This is a genomic window from Gordonia asplenii, from assembly GCF_012933505.1.
Classification (GTDB): Bacteria; Actinomycetota; Actinomycetes; order Mycobacteriales; family Mycobacteriaceae; genus Gordonia; species Gordonia asplenii.
In genome coordinates this window covers 1-21,199 of record NZ_JABBNB010000010.1, presented here as the reverse complement: position 1 = coordinate 21,199, position 21,199 = coordinate 1, and the positions used below count along the sequence as shown (strand labels likewise).

At 65.5% G+C, this 21,199-nt stretch carries 23 protein-coding genes and 1 pseudogene; 14 read left to right on the top strand and 10 right to left on the bottom strand.

Annotated elements, in window-relative coordinates; genetic code table 11:
* The first annotated feature begins 13 nt into the window (after positions 1–13).
* A complete protein-coding gene (locus HH308_RS11285; protein WP_170194309.1) occupies positions 14–955 on the top strand; it encodes an SDR family oxidoreductase in 942 nt (313 codons plus the stop codon).
* Positions 948–1,520, top strand: a complete 573-nt coding sequence (locus HH308_RS11280; RefSeq protein ID WP_170194452.1) for a nucleosidase — start codon at positions 948–950, stop codon at positions 1,518–1,520. Before HH308_RS11285 ends, HH308_RS11280 begins: the two co-directional genes overlap by 8 nt.
* Before the next feature lie 263 nt (positions 1,521–1,783).
* Here the strand turns inward: HH308_RS11280 and HH308_RS11275 are convergent, their stop codons facing one another.
* The 4 genes from HH308_RS11275 to HH308_RS11260 form a co-directional block, all read right to left on the bottom strand.
* Positions 1,784–2,746: a DUF6542 domain-containing protein gene (locus HH308_RS11275; protein ID WP_170194308.1), complete on the bottom strand. Its 963-nt coding sequence runs from the start codon at positions 2,744–2,746 to the stop codon at positions 1,784–1,786.
* 108 nt (positions 2,747–2,854) lie between these two features.
* A complete protein-coding gene (locus HH308_RS11270) occupies positions 2,855–4,015 on the bottom strand; it encodes a DNA recombination protein RmuC (RefSeq protein WP_170194307.1) in 1,161 nt (386 codons plus the stop codon).
* Between the two features lie 394 nt (positions 4,016–4,409).
* Positions 4,410–4,910: a methylated-DNA--[protein]-cysteine S-methyltransferase gene (locus HH308_RS11265; protein WP_170194306.1), complete on the bottom strand. Its 501-nt coding sequence runs from the start codon at positions 4,908–4,910 to the stop codon at positions 4,410–4,412.
* On the bottom strand, positions 4,903–6,462 hold the full coding sequence (locus HH308_RS11260) for an AlkA N-terminal domain-containing protein (RefSeq protein WP_170194305.1): 1,560 nt from the start codon (positions 6,460–6,462) through the stop codon (positions 4,903–4,905). Before HH308_RS11260 ends, HH308_RS11265 begins: the two co-directional genes overlap by 8 nt.
* A gap of 115 nt (positions 6,463–6,577) precedes the next feature.
* On the opposite strand from HH308_RS11260, the gene HH308_RS11255 reads away from it, so the two are divergent.
* Both HH308_RS11255 and HH308_RS11250 read left to right on the top strand, forming a co-directional pair.
* Positions 6,578–6,934 carry a hypothetical protein gene (locus HH308_RS11255; protein WP_170194304.1) on the top strand — a complete coding sequence of 119 codons (357 nt, stop codon included), beginning with the start codon at positions 6,578–6,580 and terminating at the stop codon, positions 6,932–6,934.
* A 102-nt stretch (positions 6,935–7,036) separates the two neighbouring features.
* Positions 7,037–8,164, top strand: a complete 1,128-nt coding sequence (locus tag HH308_RS11250; RefSeq protein ID WP_170194451.1) for an AI-2E family transporter — start codon at positions 7,037–7,039, stop codon at positions 8,162–8,164.
* A gap of 7 nt (positions 8,165–8,171) precedes the next feature.
* On the opposite strand, the gene HH308_RS11245 is transcribed toward HH308_RS11250, so the two are convergent.
* Genes HH308_RS11245 through HH308_RS11225 form a run of 5 tightly spaced genes read right to left on the bottom strand, consistent with a single transcriptional unit; the run spans position 8,172 to position 11,620 of the window.
* Positions 8,172–8,792 carry a TetR/AcrR family transcriptional regulator gene (locus tag HH308_RS11245; protein WP_170194303.1) on the bottom strand — a complete coding sequence of 207 codons (621 nt, stop codon included), beginning with the start codon at positions 8,790–8,792 and terminating at the stop codon, positions 8,172–8,174.
* The gene (locus HH308_RS11240) at positions 8,789–10,039 is read right to left on the bottom strand and encodes an NAD(P)/FAD-dependent oxidoreductase (RefSeq protein WP_170194302.1); all 1,251 of its coding nucleotides are present in this window, start codon (positions 10,037–10,039) and stop codon (positions 8,789–8,791) included. Before HH308_RS11240 ends, HH308_RS11245 begins: the two co-directional genes overlap by 4 nt.
* Complete coding sequence (locus HH308_RS11235) at positions 10,036–10,215, bottom strand: rubredoxin (RefSeq protein ID WP_170194301.1); 180 nt, start codon at positions 10,213–10,215, stop codon at positions 10,036–10,038. The genes HH308_RS11240 and HH308_RS11235 overlap by 4 nt, the downstream gene beginning before the upstream one ends.
* Positions 10,212–10,379 carry a rubredoxin gene (locus HH308_RS11230; protein WP_170194300.1) on the bottom strand — a complete coding sequence of 56 codons (168 nt, stop codon included), beginning with the start codon at positions 10,377–10,379 and terminating at the stop codon, positions 10,212–10,214. Before HH308_RS11230 ends, HH308_RS11235 begins: the two co-directional genes overlap by 4 nt.
* Positions 10,380–10,387: 8 nt before the next feature.
* Entirely contained in the window at positions 10,388–11,620 is a 1,233-nt protein-coding gene (locus tag HH308_RS11225; protein WP_170194299.1) for an alkane 1-monooxygenase, read from the bottom strand.
* A gap of 487 nt (positions 11,621–12,107) precedes the next feature.
* Between HH308_RS11225 and HH308_RS11220 the strand changes: the two genes are divergently transcribed.
* From HH308_RS11220 to HH308_RS11175, 10 genes are all read left to right on the top strand, one after another.
* Complete coding sequence (locus HH308_RS11220; protein ID WP_312870538.1) at positions 12,108–13,028, top strand: methylenetetrahydrofolate reductase; 921 nt, start codon at positions 12,108–12,110, stop codon at positions 13,026–13,028.
* A gap of 132 nt (positions 13,029–13,160) precedes the next feature.
* Complete coding sequence (locus HH308_RS11215) at positions 13,161–14,114, top strand: type IV toxin-antitoxin system AbiEi family antitoxin domain-containing protein (RefSeq protein WP_170194297.1); 954 nt, start codon at positions 13,161–13,163, stop codon at positions 14,112–14,114.
* An 86-nt stretch (positions 14,115–14,200) separates the two neighbouring features.
* On the top strand, positions 14,201–15,301 hold the full coding sequence (gene ychF, locus HH308_RS11210) for a redox-regulated ATPase YchF (RefSeq protein WP_170194296.1): 1,101 nt from the start codon (positions 14,201–14,203) through the stop codon (positions 15,299–15,301).
* A 12-nt stretch (positions 15,302–15,313) separates the two neighbouring features.
* Positions 15,314–16,084: a TIGR02391 family protein gene (locus HH308_RS11205; RefSeq protein WP_170194295.1), complete on the top strand. Its 771-nt coding sequence runs from the start codon at positions 15,314–15,316 to the stop codon at positions 16,082–16,084.
* Between the two features lie 203 nt (positions 16,085–16,287).
* Positions 16,288–16,872, top strand: coding sequence for a hypothetical protein (locus tag HH308_RS11200; protein WP_170194294.1), 585 nt, complete (start codon positions 16,288–16,290; stop codon positions 16,870–16,872).
* 287 nt (positions 16,873–17,159) lie between these two features.
* Positions 17,160–17,930: a hypothetical protein gene (locus HH308_RS11195; protein ID WP_170194293.1), complete on the top strand. Its 771-nt coding sequence runs from the start codon at positions 17,160–17,162 to the stop codon at positions 17,928–17,930.
* A 224-nt stretch (positions 17,931–18,154) separates the two neighbouring features.
* Positions 18,155–18,346, top strand: coding sequence for a hypothetical protein (locus HH308_RS11190; protein ID WP_170194292.1), 192 nt, complete (start codon positions 18,155–18,157; stop codon positions 18,344–18,346).
* A gap of 199 nt (positions 18,347–18,545) precedes the next feature.
* Positions 18,546–19,886 (top strand): terminase large subunit domain-containing protein, encoded by a 1,341-nt coding sequence (locus tag HH308_RS11185; protein ID WP_246284530.1) that lies wholly within the window; start codon positions 18,546–18,548, stop codon positions 19,884–19,886.
* 23 nt (positions 19,887–19,909) lie between these two features.
* Positions 19,910–20,338: a hypothetical protein gene (locus tag HH308_RS11180; protein WP_170194291.1), complete on the top strand. Its 429-nt coding sequence runs from the start codon at positions 19,910–19,912 to the stop codon at positions 20,336–20,338.
* A gap of 132 nt (positions 20,339–20,470) precedes the next feature.
* Complete coding sequence (locus tag HH308_RS11175; RefSeq protein ID WP_170194290.1) at positions 20,471–20,890, top strand: hypothetical protein; 420 nt, start codon at positions 20,471–20,473, stop codon at positions 20,888–20,890.
* A gap of 92 nt (positions 20,891–20,982) precedes the next feature.
* On the opposite strand, the pseudogene HH308_RS29540 reads toward HH308_RS11175, so the two are convergent.
* A pseudogene (locus tag HH308_RS29540) lies at positions 20,983–21,199 on the bottom strand (hypothetical protein); the annotation flags it as partial.

Sequence of the window (21,199 nt, the reverse complement as noted above, 5' to 3'; positions counted from 1 at the left end):
GTAGAGTCGAGACATGAGTCTCACAGAGCTGATCGTCATGAAGACGCCGGTACCGTCGCTGCGGGGGCGCAAGGTGCTGATCACCGGCGCGGCCAGCGGTATCGGGCGTGCGACCGCCGAACTCGCGGCGCGTCAGGGCGCGCAATTGGTCCTCACCGATCTACATCTGGCACCGCTCGACGAGGTGGTCGCCGGAATCAACGCCGACGGTGGGTCGGTGGTCTACCACCAGGCGGGCGACGTCTCCGACTACGACTGGGTGCGGGCCTTCGCCAAGCAGGTCGACGCGGAGGTCGGCGTGATGGACGTCGTCATGAACGTCGCGGGCATTTCGGCGTGGGGAACCGTCGAGAATCTCGAACACAAGCATTGGCGGTCACTGGTCGAGGTCAACCTCATGGGCCCCATCCACATCATCGAATCGTTTGTGCCGCAGATGGTTCACCGCGGGCAGGGCGGTCACCTGGTCAACGTGTCGTCGGCCGCGGGGCTGCTGGCCCTGCCGTGGCATGCGGCGTACAGCGCCAGCAAGTTCGGTATCCGCGGAGTCTCGGAGGTGCTGCGCTACGATCTGCGCCGGCACAATATCGGGGTGTCGCTGGTCTGCCCCGGCGGCGTCGCCACACCGCTGGTCGACACCGTGCAGATCGTCGGCGTCGACCGCGAGAATCCCACGGTGCGCAAGGCGATCGACGGGTTTCACAAAGTCGCGGTATCGCCGGAGACCGCGGCGCGCGCAATCGTCAAGGGCGTTCGCAAGAACCGCTATCTGGTGTACACGTCGTTCGACATCCGGTTCGGCTACTGGTGGGCTCGCAAGTTCGCGCTGCCGTACGAGATCGCGATGCGCATCGCCAACGATCGATTCAACAAGCTCGCCCAGATCGCGCCCGCGGTCGACGCCGCCGGTCGAGCCGCGACGTCGGCCGGAGACGTGACCAACGGTCCTGGTTGAACTGTTCGACGCCGGGACCCTGGTGGTCTCGGCGACGCGTGCTGAAGCGGCCCACGTCCCGGCTGGGACACGACTGTTGATCACCGGAATCGGCAAGGTCCGGGCCGCGACCGTTCTCAGTCGTGAACTCAGTGCAGCCGAGAACGGGGCGGCACCCGCAGTGACCGGCGTGGTCAACATCGGTACCGCCGGTGCGCTGCACGTTCGGCATGCCGGCCTGTTCATTCCCTCGACCGTCATCGAACACGACATCTCCAGTGTCGCCCTGCGTTCGATGGGCTACGACATCGTCGACACTTACACGTTCGACGGCGACGGCACCGTCCTGGCCACCGGCGACACCTTCATCGCCGACCCCGCTGTGCGCGACGAACTGGCACAGCGGGCCGACCTGGTCGACATGGAGGGCGCCGCGCTGGCGCACGTCTGCGCCGCCTTCGGTGTCGACCTCACGCTGGTGAAAGTCGTCAGCGACTCGGCCGACGAACAAGCGATGGACTGGCCGTCGCTGGTAGACGCCGCCGCCCGTCAACTGGGACAGTGGCTCGCCGAGCGGGCCGGGTAGGCGGCACTCTGCTGGCAATTCTGCTGGTTGAGCCGTAAGGAGCGATAGCGACGAGCGTGTCGAAACCACGGCGAGACGAATTGCCAACTATCGATGCGGCGTACGTGGTTTCGACACGGGCCTTCGCTAACGCTCCGGCCTGGCTCAACCAGCGGAGTGGATGGCCTTCGCTAACGCTCCGGCCCGGCTCAACCAGCGGAGTGGGGTCGGCTCAACCGGCGGAGTGGGGTCGTCGTGCGACTACGTCGAGACTCGTTCCTCGTTCAGTGCGTAGGTGGCCGGCGACGCACCGACGGGTCATCGCCCAGATCGGCGGTCAGGTCCAGTCCGGCGGCACGCGCCGCGGCGCCGGCCGTGCGGCGCGGTGCCGGACCCTGCTGGGCCTGACGGGGCCGCTGAGGCCGCGACTGATCGTCGAGCGATTCGCCGCCCTGCGGACGGGGACGAGGACGCGGCTGTCGTGGTTCTGCGGGGCGCTGGCGCGGTTCGGCAGGACGAACCGGCTGCCCGGTGCCCTCGGCGCGGTCGGCGCGGCGTCGACCCGTCGCCGGGGCCGCTGGACCGGAAGCCGCTGGAACCGGCGCTACGGCACCCGGTGCCTCGGCCGCGCGACGGCGCCTCGGCACGGTGGTGCGTTCGTCCTCCGACCGCGCCGCGGCTCGGCGCGGCTCACTGGCCCTGGACTGGGCAGTGCGCGATCGCGATCCCGATTTGTGCTCTACCTTTTCGGGTTGCTTGGAGCGCGACCGAGTCGGCTTGGCCGCTGCCTTCGCGGGCTTCCTCGCCGCGGACTGACGACGCGAGATGAACCATCGTGCGGCGACGACGGCCAAGGTCAGCAAGAACGTCACCGCCATCGACGGAAAGCTGCTCGCGATCGGCAGGGCAAGTTTGAAGACCAGTGTCTTCGCCGACATCTGGGCACCAGAATTGAGTGTGTACAGGGTGACGACGCTGACGACGAGAGCGATCAGCGGTGGCTGTACGGCAGTTGTGAACAGGGCCCGGCGTCGAACGAGAAACGCCGCGCCGACGCACCCGACCAAGTACAGGACCTGGTACGTCGTAGCCAGCGCGTCGACGCGCATTGCATCCACGCCCGCACCCACGGCGGTCAGCACCACAGCGAACGCCACAGCGCCCCACCAGGGCAGACCACGGAACTTGGGCAGGGCGGACTGCTCGTCTATGGGCACACTGCTTGCCGCGAATTGGCCGGATAACACATTACGACGGTACCGGTTACACCTGAGAAAATCGGTATCCGGTCCTGCGTGGTGTGGCATACGTCAACAACCAGGGGGCGATTTGGGCGATCCGTCTGCTTAGCGGCGTCACACGCGCCCGCGGTCGCCGACCGCCTGACGCACCACGTCATCGATCAACCCGGGGTCGGGCAGCGGAGCCGTCTGATCGGTGAACGCGTCCAGGTCGGCCAACTTGCGCGCGGTCACCCCCAACCGCGCGTCGATCGCCCCGACCGTCGAGTTGTACGCCTCGACTGTTCTGCGCAGCGACATGCCCATCTTGTCCACATGCCCAAGCACCGTCGTCAACCGTCGATACAGTTCGTAACCCAGATCGTGGATCACCTTCGCGTCCTCGGTCAGCGCATACTGCCGCCAGCCCAACGCAACCGTCCGCAGCAACGCCACCAGCGTCGTCGGCGTTGCCAACACCACCTTCTTGCCGAACGCGTACTCGATCAGATCGGTGTCCACCCGAGCCGCCGACTCCAGAATCGGATCACTTGGAATGAACAGCACCACCATCTCCGGCGTGTTCGCGAACGCGGTCCAATACGCCTTCGACGACAATGCACTCACGTGCGCCCGCAGCGCTCGAGCATGAGCGACTCGAGCCTGTTCCACATGCGACGGATCGTCGGAGTTCACGGCCTCCAGATACGCATGCAACGGCACCTTCGCGTCCACCACGATGTCCCGCCCGCCCGCGAGATGCACCACCATGTCCGGCCGAACCCCCGAACCGTCGGCCGACGACCCGCCGACCTGCGTATCGAAATCGCAATGACGCGTCATACCCGCCAACTCGACCACCCGTTCCAACTGGAACTCGCCCCACCGACCGCGGATGTGCGGCGTGTGCAGTGCATTCGCCAGCGCTCGCGTCTGCGTATTCAACTGTGCCGATAAATGACGCATCCCGTGAACCTGCTCCGTCAGACCGGCGTAGGCGCTCACTCGATCGGTCTCGGTCCGGCGCAACTCCTCCGACAGTCGGCCCAACGTGTCCCGCAGCGGCCCCACGATGTGATGAACCTCCGCCCCGATCGCCGCCGATTGCCGTCGCGCCGCATCCTCACTCGCCGCACTCAACGACCGCGCGGCCAACGCCTCCGATCGCTGATACGCCTCCGCATCGGCCCGCGCTTGCGCTACCCGCGCACCGGTGCGCGCAACCTGCGCAAGCCAACCGAGCGCGAAACCGAGGATCAGGCCGACAGCGAGCGTGATGACGATGGTGGGGGACATGAGGGGGAGGATGCCAGAGGGGTACGACAGTATTGGATTTGCGGCCTTGTCGGGCTTCGCTTAACCGTGCTCGGCGCCTCCTCCCTGCAGAGCACGGGCGCTTCGCCCTGGCCGCGCGGCCAGGTAGCGGGTTGCGCTGCTAGCGGCCCACCCCGCTGGTTGAGCCGGGCCGGAGCGTTAGCGAAGGCCCGTGTCGAAACCACGTAAGCCGACGAGATCAGCGCACCAAACACCCAGTGACAGTTGGTAATTCGTCTCACCGTGGTTTCGACACGGGCGCGTCTCGCTGCGCTCGTCGGGCCCGGCTCAACCGGCGGAGGAGGCGCGTCTCGGGCCCGGCTCAACCAGCGGAGGAGGCGGCTCGTCGGGCCCGGCTCAACGCGGTCGCTCCTCCTCAGCTCGCCTCACGTTCTAGCAGGGACTGTTTGATGTCGACGCCGTAGCGGAAGCCGGTCAGCTTTCCCGTCTTTCCGACCACCCGGTGGCATGGCACGAACAGCGCCGCAGCGTTGCGGGCGCACGCCGACGCAGCCGCCCGGATCGCGGGCGCGTTGCCCGCCAACTGCGCGAAATCGCTGTAGGTCACCACGTCCCCGGCCCCGACCGTGCGTAGCACCTCCCAGGCGTGCATCAGGAATTCGCCGGAATGTTGGCGCACCGGCACTCCCATCGGCAGATCGTGCTCGCCCGCGTAGTACGCCTCGACGGCGTCGGTCAGCGAGGGCAACGGCGACTGTCGAACCGTCTCCGGTTGAATACGCGAATGGATAAGGGCCGCAAGGTAATCGGCGTCGTCGACCCAGCCGGAGGCGAGGACGCGCTCGGTGTCGTCGGCGATGATCGTGAACGGGCCGTCGGGCGTCGAGACGGTGGCCCAGCGAGCGTTGTCAGACATGAAGTGTTCCCTTTCGGATGTCGGCAGCGTCTGCCGATCGGATAATCGAGGATTCCTCGGGCACGCCCAGAATCGCGGCGCGCCACAGATGCATGGACGCGTACGAGCGCCATGGGGCCCACTTGATGTTCTGTGACAAATCGATGTTCAGTTGTTGTGCCGCACGAACGACGACGAGATCGGTGCCCAACAGCACATCCGGATCCGACGCCACCCGCATCGACACATAATTCGCGGTCCAGTCGCCCACCCCGGGCAGGCTGCGCAACAGTCCACGCATATCTGACGCACGCAGACCCGTGTGCAGTTCCATCGAACCGGAAGAAATTTTCTCCGCGGCCCCGACGACGGCGTCGATCCGCCGCCGCGGGCCCCTGAGCACACTCCCACCGCACTCCGCGATCGCTGCGGCGGACGGAAACAGCAGCGTCGGGCCGTCGGCGTCATCCCACGGCGCCCGCGCACCCAGCTCGGTGGCCAGATTCCCCAGATGCGTCCGCGCGGCGGACACGCTGATCTGCTGGCCGATCATCGTTGTAAACAGCGTCTCGACCGGATCCAACGAACCCGGAACGCGTATTCCCGCCGCGGCGGCGACCAACGGTGTCAACGCCGGATCCGACGACAGCCACTCGTCGGCGGCCTGGGCGTCGGCGTCGAGATCGAGGAATCTGCGCACCCGCTGCACAGCGACTCCGAGATCGCGCATGTCGAGGTGACGCAATCGCAAGACGACGCTGCCGGTCTTCACGGCCGGATCATCGTCGACGATCCCGATGGCGATCAGTGCGGGGCCATGCGGTAGCTCCAACGACCGGACGAACTCGTCGTCGATCATCTCCGCCACGCCGGGGATCGTGTGCGCGGACAGGAACCAGCGCAGCCACGCGGCGTCGAACGGTCGTCGATACGGCAGTTTCACCGTGATCGAGCTGCCGTTCGCGCTGGTCGACGCCCCGTGTGCCCGTGACGCGCGCAATTCCCGCAACTGAGTGGGGGACAGCGCGAACACCTCGCGGATCGTGTCGTTGAACTGACGGATACTGGCGAAACCGGCGGCGAAGGCGACGTCGGTCATCGGCATCGTCGTGCATTGGATCAATACCCGTGCGTTGGTCGCCCGATGCGCGCGGGCCAAGGCGAGCGGTCCGGCGCCGAGTTCGGCGGTCAGGACCCGGCTGAGCTGTCGCGTCGAATATCCGAGCCGACTGGCGAGACCGTCGACGCCGGCTCGCTCGACCACACCGTCGGCGATCAGCTTCATGGCTCGCGACGCGAGGTCGGCGGAGGTGTTCCAACGCGGTGAGCCTGGTACGGCGTCGGGCGCGCAGCGTCGGCAGGCGCGGAAACCGCCGCGTTGCGCGGCGGCCGCTGTCAACACGAAACCGACATTGCGGGCGAGCGGTGTCTGCGCGGGACATGAAGGGCGACAATAGATTCCGGTTGACGCGACGGTGACGAAGAACTGCCCGTCGAAGCGCGCGTCGCGGGCTTTGAGTGCGCCGTAGCATCGGTCGAAATCGAGGCTGGGGGCGGTGATCGCGGTGACCATGACACCACTGTGCCAGCGCGCCGAGGCCACAGCTAGCGGAAATCGGCCATCGCCGTCGGCGTTGTCGGTACGGGGACGTTACGTCTCGGCGTCGAACATGTGTAATCCTTGTCACATGAGTTGGAGCAGTGACCGCAATCACAGCGAACGATTGTCGGACCTTCCTCCGTGGGGACTCGAGATCATGATGGGGCTCTACGGCCCGGACACGATCGCCGCCGCGTTGGATGCCGAACGCACCTCGACGCCACAGGCTGTGGATCGGTCGGTGGCCGTTCTGTCGGCGGTGGGATTCGTGCCGGTATATCTGCCGCCCGCTGCGATCGAGCCGCACCCGGCTACGTCGACGCCGCGCAAGGCTGAACCGATCGGGGAGTTCGGGGCCGCCCAGTGTGACCCGGTCCTGGCCGAGTTCGCCGCGATCGACGCCCTGGGGCGCAAGCTGGCTCGGCTGTTCATGCGTCGACGCTGACACCGTCCACGCTTCCTGCACATCCCGTGTTCGGTATGTGAGGATTTACCGGTGAGCGAACCCGCAGACAAGCCTGCGTACCCCACCCGCGGACAGGTCTTCATGTCCGGCATGCGCGCGACGTCGATCGTCGGCCTGCAATTCGTCCTGATCGCACTGGCCATGTGGGTGCTGTTCTGGGTGTTGGCGAAGTTCTGGGTGGTGCTGCTCCCGGTGCTGTTCGCCATCATCCTGTGCACCGTGATGTGGCCGCCGGTCCGCTGGATGAGGGCGAAGGGAATACCACCGGCCGCGGCGTCGGCGGTGATGATGCTCGTCGGCGTGGGTGTGTTGGCCGGCATTCTGACCTGGATCGTGCCGTCCATCGTCCAGCAGGCTCCCGAACTGGCCAACAAGGGCACGCAGGGTGTCGAGAAGCTGCAGTCGTGGATTCAGGGACCGCCGATCAATCTGCGCGACGACCAGATCAACAACATCGTCCATACCGTCACTCAGAAGCTGCAGTCGAGTGCCGCGTCCATCGCGTCGGGCGTGTTCAGCGGGGTAGGTGCGGCGACGTCGGTGTTGATCACGATGTTCACCGCGGTGGTCCTGGTGTTCTTCTTCCTCAAAGACGGCCCGAAATTCGTGCCGTGGCTCAATCGGACGCTCGGGCATCCGTCGGGCACGCACACCGCCGCGGTGCTGACGCGAGTGTGGGCGAGCCTCGGCGGTTTCATCCGGACCCAGGCGATCGTGAGTTTCGTCGACGCCGCGCTGATCGGCGCGGGATTGTTCATCCTGCAGGTTCCGCTGGCATCGGTGCTGGTGGTGATCACGTTCCTCGGCGGATTCGTGCCGATCATCGGTGCCTTCGTTGCGGGAGCACTCGCCGTGCTGATCGCCCTCGTCTCCAACGGCCTGACTCAGGCATTGATCGTGCTGGGCATCATCCTGCTGGTACAGCAGTTGGAGGGCAATGTTCTGCAGCCGTGGCTGCAGTCGAAGTCGATGGATCTGCACGCCGTCATCGTGTTGCTCGCGGTCACCCTGGGCGGCACGCTGTTCGGCATCACCGGCGCATTCCTCGCGGTGCCCGCCACATCGGCCCTCGCGGTGGTGTTCCGCTATGTCAACGAGCAGATCGCCGAGGCCGCGGGTGAGAACGTGCCCGAGGTGATCGACGACGTCGGCGCCGACCCGCCGAGCATCGACGCGCAGGTCGACGGGGCGGATCCGGCTACGCCGTAGCGCGCGCTCAGTGCCCCGACGCGACCGAATTGCCGTGGTACACAGCCGCGATGGCCGGTCCCATCACCTCGGCGAGGTCACTCGCGACGTCGCGGTCGCCCTCCGGGGGCATGGCGACGTAGCTCATCGCCATGCGGGTGACCGCCCGGGCGATCCGCACGGCGTCGACCTCGGCCAATTGCAGCCACGACGTGGTGAACGACGTCGTGAGCGTGTTGCTCGCGGTGGTGATCAGCGGCGCCGCGTCCGTGGTGATCAGTTTGAGCAGGTCGATGTTGGCGTCGCCGGCGAGCAACGACCGGATGATCGGGTCCTCTCCGCTGCGGGCGAAGAAGTCGCTGAAGCCCGCGTACAGGGCTCCGTGGATGTCGTCGACGTTCTCCTCGATCGCAACGCTAACATGCGTGGCGAAGGTGCCCGCGATGCGCAGCGCATAGGCCTGCGCCAACCCGTAGCGCGAACCGAACTCGTTGTAGACGGTCTGCCTGCTGACCCCGGCCGCCTTGGCGACGTGTGTCATCGTGATCGCCGACCAGTCGCGGTCGACGAGCAGATCACGCAGGGCGTCGAGCAGCGAGTTGCGCAGCAGTGCCTTGCTCGCCTGGGCGTAGGTGGGTCGGGACGTCACCCGGCCAAGCTTATCGCCGACGACGGGCGCGAGTCTGGCGACGGGGTCGACGAGGTTTCGACGGGAGACTGGGACTGAGTCAAACATGCGGTGATCTCCTCTCGTGTCTTTCGTCCGTGAGCGGGTCGGCCTACCGCGACGGCGCCGACGAGCAATTCGCCGTCGAATACGCGGATGGTGGCGTCGAGATCGGACAGCGAGCCGTCGACCTCGATGCGGTCGCCCTCGGCGGGCCAGCCGGCGATCTGAATGTTGGTGCCGTACTGCACGGTCCACGCCAGCGGGACCGGGGTGGTGGACGGCTCGGCGTCGTAGCCGAGGTCGGCGAGGATCGTCGACGCCGCTACCTTGCCCTGATCACCCGCGGTGAGCCAGTGTTCGGATCGGTGATGCGTTCCGGTGAGCGGATGCGGGTACTCGGCGACGTCGCCCGCTGCATACACGCCGGGTGCGCTGGTGCGCAGATGCGCGTCGACGACGATGCCGCTCGTTCCGATGCGCAGGCCGGCCTTGGCGGCCAACCCGGTGTTCGGCACCATGCCGAGTGCTGCGACGACGAAACCCGTTGCGGGGGTGTCGAATCCGTCGCCTTCGACGTGGTCGGCAGCGGCTGCGGTGATCGAGACGTCGGTGATCACGTCCACACCGTGCGCCCGGTGTGCGGCCGCGATGACGTCGGAGACGTCGGGCGGGAGCACCCGTCCCATGGGGCGGTCGGCGGCTTCGAGGACGGTCACCGGGACACCGGCGCCGGTTGCCGACGCCGCGAGTTCCATCCCGATCAGGCCGCCGCCGATCACGATCAGCGGTGTGCCCGTTGTCAATTGAGCCTGCACCGCGAGCGCGTCGGCGCGATTGCGCAGGACCGCGACGTCGCGTGTCATCCAACTGAACCGACGGGGTGTGCCGCCGGTCGCGAGCACCAGTGCGGTGTAGGCGATTTCGGTCCTGTCGTCGAAGCTGACCGTCCGGGCCGCGGTGTCGATGCCGACTGCCGTTGTGCCGGTGCGGAATTCGATGCCACGCTCCGCCCAGAACCCGGGCTTGCGCAGCGTGACCTTCGCGGTCGAGAGGTCTGCGGAGACGATGTCCTTGGAGAGTGCGGTACGCCGGTAGGGAAGGTCGGGCTCGTCGCCGACGACGGTGATCCGACCGTCGAATCCGCTGGCCCGCAACGTCTCCGCGGTGGTGATGCCGGCGATGCCGGTCCCCACCACGACGACGTGCGGGGCGTCGGGAGAGCTCATGACCGGGCGACCTCGACCATGTCGAAATCGGCTTTCGAGGCACCGCAGTCGGGGCAGCTCCAGTCGTCGGGGATGTCGTCCCAGCGGGTGCCGGGCTCGATGCCGTCCTCCGGCCAGCCGAGCTCCTCGTCGTACTCGAATCCACACTGTGCGCAGATGAACTTCTTGTAATTCATGCTGAAACTCCTTCGAAATCGATCTTCTCGCGGACACCGCAGTCGGGGCAGGTCCAGTCGTCGGGGATGTCCGTCCAGGCGGTGCCGGCCGGGAAGCCTTCGCGCGGTGCGCCTTTGGCTTCGTCGTAGACGTAGTCACATACGGGGCATCGGTAGGTTGCCATCGGATTTCCTACGCGGTCGCGCCGTAGCGGGCGAGGACTTTCGCGCGCTTGCGGGGTTGGATGTTGACCTTGGTGATGTCGCCGTCGTAGTGGTCGAGGACGCGGTGGTCCATCACCTTGCGCCAGATCGGCGGGAAGTAGGCGATCGTGATCATGCTGGCGTAGCCGGAGGGCAGGTTGGGCGCGCCGTCGAAGCTGCGCAGGGTCTGGTAGCGGCGCGTCGGGTTGGCGTGGTGGTCGCTGTGGCGCTGCAGGTGGTAGAGGAAGATGTTGGTGCAGATGTGGTCGGAGTTCCAGCTGTGCTGCGGGCTGCAGCGCTCGTAGCGGCCACTCGCGGTGGTCTGGCGCAGCAATCCGTAGTGCTCGAGGTAGTTGACGGTCTCCAACAGCGAGAATCCGTACAAAGCCTGAATCACCATGTAGGGCAGGATCTCCCAGCCGAAAATGGCCGTCAGCGCGCCCCACAGGACGATCGACATGGCCCACGCGTTGAGGACGTCGTTGCTCGGATGCCAGAACGACTTGCCGGCACGGTCGAGACGCTTTTTCTCCAGTTCGATCGACGAGGTGAGGCTGCCCCACACGCTGCGCGGCAGGAAGCGCCAGAAGGTCTCACCGAAACGTGACGTCGCGGGATCTTCGGGGGTGGCGACTCGAACGTGGTGACCGCGGTTGTGCTCGATGTAGAAGTGGCCGTACAGGGTCTGTGCCAGGGTGACCTTCGAGAGCCAGCGCTCCAGCTCGTCCTTCTTGTGGCCGAGCTCGTGAGCGGTGTTGATCCCGATGCCGCCCATCACGGCGATGGACAGGGCCAAGCCGATCTTGGAGACGACGCTCAGTCCGCCGTCGACGCCCATCCAGGACAGATTGTCCGCTGTCCACAGGTAGCAGGCGTAGACGAGGCTGGCCATCTGGAACGGGATGAAGGCATAGGTGCAGTAGCGGTAGTACTTGTCGTTCTCCAGCTGTTCCATCAGCTCTTCGGGCGGGTTGTCACCGTCGGGGCCGAAGAAGATGTCCAGGGCCGGGAGCAGGACGAACAGCAGGATGGGGCCGATCCACCACCACACGGGGGACACGTGCTGCAGGCCGTGGCCGATGGCGTTCATCGCGGCGACGAATCCGGTGGCCATGAAGATCGCGGTCGGCGGGATCAGGCCGAGGAGCCACAGGTGGCGCTTCTTGTCGCGCCATTCCGTGGCCGGTAAGGCCGAGTGGGCTTCGAGTGGTGGGGTGCTCATCGGAACCTCCTGGAGTGAGCTGGTTGTGGCTTGTGTCACTAGACATTAGATGATGATTCGTCGTGTGTCTATACAAACACAAAGATTTGTAAATCTCGTTGGCTGAATGGGGTGATTTGTTGGGCGCGAGGCCGGCGGGTCCGTAGGGGGCGCGGATGGCCGTTCGCCGTCGAGTGGGCCGGTGCAGTCGTGAAGCCCGCGGTGGCGCTGCTGCGGTAGTCGTCTGCGACTGCGGTGGTCGACTTCTCGCGGCGGTGATCCGTTGCGGCGGATGTAGTCGCCGTGGCGGGAAACCAGTACCGCAGGGTGTGTTCCACCAGCGCGGCGGTGCGCGGTCAACGCAGTTCGAACCGGTGCTGGTCGGCACCGTGCGGACGGCCCGGCGTCGAACATGCACACCGGGCTGATTCGCGGGCGTCGACGGCCGTCATCGGGTGCGCGACGGCGTTTTTGTACGATGGTCCAAGCCGCAAGCGAGGGAGTGGATGTGGGACTGGCAGACCGGATTGCAGGTCGTGAAGATGGATTGTTGCTGTTCAGCATCACTCCGCCGCGTCGTTCGACGACACCGGAGGACGCGCAGCGCATCGCCGACGTCACCGTCGAACGACTCCATGCGATCGACGTCGACGGCCTGATCCTCTACGACATCGACGACGAGAGCGATCGAAATCCCAGCGAGCGCCCGTTTCCGTACCTGCCGACCAAGGATCCTGCGGAGTTCTATCAGCAGCATCTGACCGGCTGGGACAAGCCCGTCGTCGTATACCGCTGCGTCGGAAAATACGAAGAGGGTCAGTTGTCGGACTGGCTGGCAGCGCAGGATCCGGACAAGGTGCTGACGACCTTCGTCGGGGCGTCGACCGGCGAAAAGGTGCGGCGAACCGATCTGCCGACCGCGCAGAAGTTGTGGCACGAGGTCGCGCCGCAGATGCGGCTCGGCGGTGTCGCCATCCCGGAGCGGCATTCGACCGGGGGCGTGGAGCATTCGCGCCTGGTGCGCAAGCAGCAGGCGGGGACGTCGTTCTTCGTGACTCAGGTGGTCTACGACACCTCGGCTGCCAAGAGCATGGTGTCGGACTACTTCTACGCCTGTGAGGAAGCCGGGCTGGAGCCGGTGCCAGTGATCTTCACGTTGTCGGTGGTCGGGTCGATGAAGACCGTGGAATTTCTCGAGTGGCTCGGTGTCGAGGTTCCCCGATGGGTCCGCAACGACCTCGAGCACTCACCCGACCCGCTGGCCAAGTCGTATGACCAGTGCATTCTCGCCGCGCGCGAGTTGACGTCGTACTGCGAGCAGTTGGGGATTCCGCACGGCTTCAATGTGGAGAGCGTGTCGATCCGCAAAGCGGAGATCGAGGCGTCGGTGCGGTTGGCGAGTCATCTGCGAACGCGTCGACTGCGCTGAGCGACGAAGAAATACCTCATTCACTCGCGCCCACCTCATCGGCCGGGCCAGGTGGATGACAGTAGACGGGGTGGATCCGGGTAGTCGCCGTGGAGCGGAACCGATTGGGGTGTGCGGTGCGTCGAATAGAGCGTGACCCAACTCGAAATTGACGAGAACTGCACGCGCCGCGAACTGCTCGACCGTGGCTACGACGACAGCGCCATCTGGCGTGCGCTCGGTCGTGGCGACATCGATCGCATCGGTCCGGGGCTGTATGCACCGCCGCATGCGACGCTGCCGTCGCGTGAAGCGCTGTACGTCGAGCGGGTGAAGTTGTGGGCCCGCAAGCTCGCCCCGCCGCCGTTGCGCCCGGTCGACCGCGCGCTCGCCGACGTGTCGGCCGCAGCGGTGTTGGGGTTGCCACTCTGGGGCTTGCCGACTCAGCGCGTCGTCGCTTCAGACTTCACTCGACCTCCCGGGACGAGGCAGAGTCGAGTGGTGCGCCTCGTCACCGATCGTCGCCTCAGAGACACGGTCACTGTCGGCGGCGTCGCGCTGCCGGTGACCGCCCCCGCGCGCACCGTCGTCGACATCGCGCGGCGCTACGCGAAGACCCCGGCCGTCGCAGTCGGTGACGCAGCGCTGTTCACGAGACTATGCACCGTCGACGACCTCCACCGTGAGCTCGACCTCGCCAAGGGAATGACCGGGGCCGGCCGAGCGCGTGAGTTCGTCGGCCTGATGGACGGGCGGGCCGAATCGGTACTGGAATCCCGCAGTCGGATCGAAATGCGCGAGCTCCAGCTTCCGACGCCGACGCTCCAGCACGAGTTCTTGACCGCAGCGGGGACGTGTGTCGCGCGCGTCGACTTCTACTGGCCGGAGTTTCGACTGGTGGGTGAGGCCGACGGCACCGTCAAGTACCAAGATCCGTCCGTGCTGAGGCGCGAGAAGGAGCGAACCGACCGGCTGCACGAACTGGGGCTTCGTGTGGTGCGTTGGGGTTGGGCGACACTGAACGATCGGGAAGCGTTCGCGCAGCGGCTGCTCGCCATGATGAATGCACCGTCCACCTCGTTCACTGGCACACACCTCGCTGGATAGGCGAGGTCTATGCGAGCGGACGAGGTGGTTTTCACGGGGTGGTAGCGGCGCGGCCACGTCGAACTGCCACGATAGACTGACTCCCCGTGAGTCTTACCCTCGGAATCGTCGGGCTGCCCAACGTCGGCAAGTCCACCCTGTTCAATGCGTTGACCCGCAACGACGTCTTGGCGGCGAACTATCCGTTCGCCACCATCGAACCCAACGTCGGCGTGGTGGAGCTGCCCGACCCGCGCCTGCAGCGGCTCGCCGAGATCTTCAGTTCCGAGCGCATCCTGCCCGCGACCGTGTCGTTCGTCGACATCGCCGGCATCGTCAAGGGCGCCTCCGAGGGGGAGGGGATGGGCAACAAGTTCCTCGCCAACATCCGGGAAGCCGACGCCATCTGTCAGGTGGTGCGAGTCTTCGACGACGGTGACGTCGTGCACGTCGACGGCCGCGTCGACCCGCTCGCCGACATCGAGGTGATCGAGACCGAGCTGATTCTCGCCGACATGCAGACGCTGGAGAAGGCGATTCCGCGGTTGGAGAAGGAAGCGCGCAAGAACAAAGAACTGGCGGCGTCGCTGGCTGCCGCACAGAAGGCGTCTGAAATCCTCAATGAGGGCAAAACGCTCTTCTCTCAAAAGGATTCGTTCGATCTGAGTGCCGTTCGCGATCTGCATCTGATGACTGCCAAGCCGTTCCTCTACGTGTTCAACGCCGACGAGGGCGTGCTCACCGACGACGCGCGCAAGGCCGAACTGCGCGCTACGGTCGCACCCGCCGACGCCGTGTTCCTCGACGCCAAGGTCGAGAGCGAACTACTCGAACTCGACGAGGAAGATGCGCAGGAACTGCTCGACTCGATCGGGCAGGACGAGCCCGGCCTGCGCTCGCTCGCGCGCGCCGGCTTCCACACGTTGGGCCTGCAGACCTACCTGACCGCCGGGCCGAAAGAGGCGCGCGCGTGGACGATTCACCAGGGCGACGCCGCGCCCAAGGCCGCCGGCGTGATCCACACGGACTTCGAAAAGGGCTTCATCAAGGCCGAGATTGTGTCGTTCGACGATCTCGATTCCAACGGGTCGATGGCGGCGGCGAAGGCGGCCGGCAAGGTCCGGATGGAAGGCAAGGATTATGTGATGGCCGATGGGGATGTGGTGGAGTTCCGGTTTGGATCAACGTCCGGGAGCGCTAAGAAATAGGAGGTCGCAGCCGTGAGCGGTGACGATGCTGCGGCACGCAACACCGGAGCGCCTCAGGGCCTCGACTCGGAATGGGCGGTCGAGCAGTGCAACGAGTGGCTTCGGCTGCATGAGCGCGTCGCAATCCCGGAAGCTGAGCGCGAGCCGCGCGGAGCAAAGCAGCGACTGAAGGGCTCGACCGCGGAGCGAGCAAAGATCACGAACCGTGTTCTCCGCGTAGCCGAGGCTGTATGGGCGGACTGGAATGACCGCTACTTCCGAAACATGAATGCCACCACCGTCCGTGAGTTGATCTTCGAACTGGAAGAGGGCATCGAGGTTCGCGAGCGTTTGGGGTTGTCACATTCTGGACCGGCTCTGGCGGCCGACGCACTTCACCCGTGGGTCTGGGAGGCGGCGAGGCCTCATTGGAATGCGGACAACTATGACGCCGCTGTTTGGGCTGCAGCAATCAACGTCAACTCCCAGTTGAAGGCCAAGGCCAAGCGCCCCGACCTTGGCGAGTCGAACTTGGTCGAGGCCGCGTTTGGCATATCTCCTCCTGATGAGGGGAAAGTGCGCTTGCGTTTGTGCGACGAGACCAACCCCGCTCTATTCAAGGACCGGCACCTGGGTGCGCTGTCGCTGGGGCGAGGTCTCTTCGCGGGGGTTCGGAACCCGCTGAATCATATTGGAGCCGAAGACTTGACCGAACAAGAGGCGCTGGAAACGCTGGCCGCGTGGAGCCTCTTTGCGCGGTGGGTCGATCGGGCAGATGTAGTTACGAACGAGGCGACAGCTTGATGCTGTTCGCGGGACCGGGCCCGTAAACGCTCACCACCTCGCAGGCGCAGGACTAATCTCATTTTCGAGACAGATCGAGGAGTAGCACATTGCCTAGTCCGTTCCCGCCGCTGGAGGCGTCGCGGGTGGAAGCCGAGTCGTCAGTTTGGGCGGCGCAGCGGTACCTGGCGAGTGCATACGACTCGGTTCAGAGCCTTATCGAGGTGACCTATCCAGCGTTACGTGCAACGCGACCAGCTGGCCGTGGCCGTCTGACCCATGCCGAGCATGATCTGTTCCGTGCGGCTGTGGTGTTCGCGGGTGCGGGTGTCGACTCTGTCCTCAAGCAGGCCGTTCGATCTTGCATCCCGATCCAAGTTGAGAAATCGGACGGCGCACGGGAAAAGTACATCGACTTCGCGGCGGCGTACCTGCAAAATCAGGGCACTCTCAACGCCAGGCAGGTCGCGAAACTTCTCGTCACCACTGAACCAGAGCAGACGTTGCGGGCTGCGTACGTCGATAGTCTCACCGGGTCGAGTCTGCAATCACAATCCCAGGTCACGGCTACGCTTGCAGCGCTTGGCCTCGCCGAACAGCGGGAGCTATTCAAGGATGCGAAAGGCCTAAACCCGCTGTTCAAGGCGCGAAATGAGATCGCGCACGAAATGGATATGACTCCATCAGCAGTCAAAGGGCGGGGTAAGCGGACTCGTCACGAGCGAGCCATGAATACCTACGTGACCATGTGCCACACGGGGCTCGACTATTGCCAGCGCGTCCTGAATGCGCTCGCGGACGAGGTGTAACAGTCGCACGTGAAACACTCAGTTATCCACAAGCGTGCTCGATGGTGTCGGGGCTTCCACTTACCATGGTGAACGGCGGATTCATCAGAGTCCGTCGCCAGAGACGCCGAGGCCCTGCCAGAGCGGACTCCGACAGGGCTCGACGCGTATTTGGCGATACCGCTACAGCCTAGAGGGTCCACGTTCCCCGCATCTCGGGGACGCCCATATTCGGAGTCGATCGGGTCTGGTCGCGGCGACGCACCAGGAGGGTTACCCCATTGCCTGACGATGAAGCGCTCGCACCTATGTCAGTGCGCGATTTCCAGAACTACTACGGGGTCAAGCGACGCCGGTTCCTGGAAATTCGCACGAAGGCCAACGTCAAACCGAAGGCCTACACCTCTATGTTGTCGGTCAAGGACCTGAGAGCGCTGCTGCGCTACGTCAGCGCTGATCGGCGGGAAGCCGAGCAGCGTCGAGCGCACGCCCGACAGATGGCGACGATTCCCGTTCGCCCCATCAAACCCGCGACTCCACCTAAGCCTCCCGTCGACTTCGAGGCCCAGATCGAGGAGGCGCTATCGAAGCTGGCCAAGACGAGACGTGCGCTCGTCGAGCTGACCAAGGACCATCTCGACGACGACGGCAGTGGCCGGTGTCGCGAGTGCAATCAGCCCGTTCCGTGCTTGACCAAGCGGGAGATGACGCGCCTCGGTAACGAGCTGCTCGATGAGATCGCGGTGTGGGGATCGGGTGGTGGGTCCGACAGTGAGCTGACGTCGACGCCCGACCCGGAACGTCGTCTGAGGCAGATTTACGCGTCGCGCGACCGATGGCTGGAAGTGCTGGTGATGCTCACCAAGGACCATATGAACGAGGACCACCGCAAGAAGTGCGGCGTCTGCAAGGTCGATGACCCATGTGGGATGAAGGCTGCCTTCCTTCGGATCAACCGTGGTATCGCGTGGCGCGTCGCCAACGAGTTCTACGTCATGGACGACGAGGAGCTGCGCGCCGTGTTCCACCGTCGCCCGCGATACGACTATGCCGACGACTACGAGGAGCGGGACGCGTAATCGGTTCTCTCCCTGCAGAACTACGGCGCTGCTGCGTCGCTGCGCCGGTGCTGTGCACCCTCGACCTTTACCGTGGTGCTCGACGTCAGCGGGAGGTGCCTCGACCCGTTGCGTGTCCACTGACGACGCATGAGATCGAGGAGACGACGCTATGTCCGACTACGACGAGAACGAGGCCGCGATCTTGGCGGCGCTCGCGCACACACCGCCTGGGAAGGAAGCTGGTGCCGTGGTCGCGGGTCCGCGACACACTGCCCGGTGGCTTTTGGCCGCGTCTGAGTGCGCTTGTCGCGCTCGTCGAGCGTGGCGAGGTCGAGACGGTCAAGGTTCGGGGCCGCAACTACATCACGTCTGCTGATTCGTTCAGCCGCGCGGCGCACGCAGCTGCGGGCAGCAACCCGTTGGTGCTCGTATGAGCACGGCGGTCGCCGAGCGCGTGGCGGCGCTGGTGGGTGTGCGAGCACTTCACGGCAGCCGAGAGGGTTATCGTCCGCCGACGCCTGCGGGTTTGGCGCAGCGCATCGTCCCCGGCTATCGGGTGACGCCCGCTTCGCGCTCATCTCTGACGTTCTGCGAGAAGCGATTACACAGCCCGGGGGCCGCTACATCATCACGATGCCCCCGCGTGAGGGGAAATCGACGCTGGTGTCTCAGGTCGGGCCGTTGTGCGCGCTCGCCGACGACCCCGACGCCCGGGTGATCCTCGCGTCCTATGGCGACGACCTCGCTCGGGAGCACAGCCACGAGGCGCGGGCGCTGGTGTCGGAGTTCGCGCAGCTGCTCGGGTTCACGCTGGCCTCTGACAAGACGGCGGTGGGTCGCTGGCGGGTGGAGGGTGCGCGGGGTGGGCTGCTGGCGGCTGGCATCCTGTCGGGCATCACCGGTTTTGGTGCCGACCTGCTGATCGTCGATGACCCGGTGAAGAACGCGCAGGAGGCCGACAGCGCGGCGCACCGACACCGGGTGATTCACGAGTTCCGTTCCACCCTGATGACTCGTCTGTCACCGGATGCGAGTGTGGTGCTGATCCAGACCCGCTGGCACCCCGAGGACTTGGCGGGCACGCTCCTCGCTGAGGAGCCCGACCGCTGGACCCATATCAATATCCCGGCGATAGCGGCTGCTGGCGTGTCCGACGCGCTGAGCCGTGCGCCCGGGGTGGCGATGACGAGTGCTCGCGGACGGACACGGGCGCACTTCGACGACCTGCGCGCCAGTGTGGGTGAACGGACGTGGCACGCGCTGTTCCAGGGCGTCCCCGCACCTCCCGAGGGCGGGTTGGTGCAGCGAGCATGGTTCGACCGCTGGCGACTCGCCCACGCTCCCGAGTCGCCGGTGATGACGGTGATCGGTGTCGACCCGTCTGATAGCGGTCGGGGTGACAGCTGCGGACTCATCGCGGCGTCGATCACGACCGAGGGAGTCGTCGTCGTGATCGCTGACCGTTCGGCACCGATGACGAGCGACGAGTGGGCGAGGGCAGCAACCCAACTCGCGCACGAGGTCGGCGCGTCTGAGATCGCGGTGGAGGGCTTCGCAGCCCGGGAGACCTATACGCGGGTCGTCTCCGACGCGCTCGACCGTCACCAGCGCGCACACCCTCACACAGCACACCGTCCCCGGGTGACGTCGTGGCCCCCTCGTGGGTCGGGTCGTGGTGGTGGGGATGCCATCGCGCGGTCGAGTGCACTGCTGCAGGCGATCGAGACGGGCACGTGCCGGATCGCCGGCCATTTGCACGGCCTGGGCCTGGAAGATGTCGCGGTGTTGTGGCAGGCGGGCCAGCATCAGCCCGACCAGCTCGCCGCGCTCGTCGTCGCTCATGACGTCCTCGTACACACAGCTGGTCGTCCCGTCGAGTTCTCGGTTCCCCGGGGACGGCTGGGAGACCCGGCGCCGGTGACGTCGATGGGTGCGTACTTGCGTCAGCGTGTCGACCGGGGGAGGACCGCGTGAGGCGTCGATCAGAACGTCGGCTCGTGGCGCTTGGCCGCGAGATGCTGGCGCGCGAGATGGCCCAGCCTGTCGCGCCCAACGAGTGCGGGTGCGCCAAGTGCGTTGCCCGCGCAACCCCGTTCAGCGAGAACGAGATTACGGCGACGCTCGCACAGCTCGACGACCGAGACGCAGCCCGGTTCGCGATGGGTGCTCAGCGGCTTCTGGGGTTCCAGTGGTTCGACGACTCGCAGGCGTGGGTCCCGAGCTTTATCAACTCCGTCTGGCTCGACGAGCATGGCGAGGCGGTGGAGGGTGCCCGGGTGCTGCGGATGCCGTTGCCGACCGACGTCGGGAGCGGTGTGTCGGCTGCTGCGCAACTGTTAGCGTGGCGACCGCTCCCGGTCCAGGTGAGTCCTTCGATTGGCCTCTCGGGACTCGGGCGGCGGACCGGGAGCGGCCTTGGGAGTTGAGAAACCCTGAGGTTTCCCGCGCCACTCCGTGACGCGCTCTATGCGCGTCGGCATCGACGGTAGCGGGCAGCGGTGCACGACCGCGCTCGACGAGTCGAAAAGTTTGGTCCGCACATAATCCATGAGCTCTGTGTGCTGTCGGACTCGGTTGATGCCGTGCAGGTCGCGCGGGCGATTATCCACGACCGAGTGCCAGTGGAGGGATACCGCGGGATTGGCGAAGCCGCCCTTGACCGGTTCGAGGACGCGTGGGATGGGTTAGGTTGCACCGTGGAGTTCTTCCATGTGAAAGGGCACGTTGGACATCCACTCAACGAGGCCGCCGATCAGGTCGCGCTGATTGGCCGCCTCGCGACGCATCATCCGCGCGCTGTCGTCGAGCGTGAGCTCAAACAGCGGGCGGACGCGGTGGCGGATGCGGTACGGCGCCTCGGTGATGACGAAGTATCGGTGCCGCAGTACGAGCTCTCGAAGCATGGCAACGAGTCACTATCCTGGACGCTGGGTGAGAGGTTCGGTGCTTCAAACACTTCGGGCACAACGCAGGCGTGATTCAAGCTGAATCTATTCGTATTTGGGATCAATTCGTATTTGGGCCCATTGAGATCGCGATTGTTAGACCAGCGCTTCTGTCGGTGTTCGGGTCAGCCTCGCGAGCACCGTCTCACCGCTTCCAGCGTCGTTTCGGGGGAGTCGTTGAAGCAGAATCGCACTCCTGGTTGCCTGGCTGTGATGGTGTTGACGACTCGTTCGAAGATGGTGGTGTATTCGTGGGAGGTTCGTAGTCCGGATCCGATTTCGACGATATCGAACCTGGTGGCGGCGAAGAATTCGCTGACGGTCGTCTCGGCGTTATCGGCG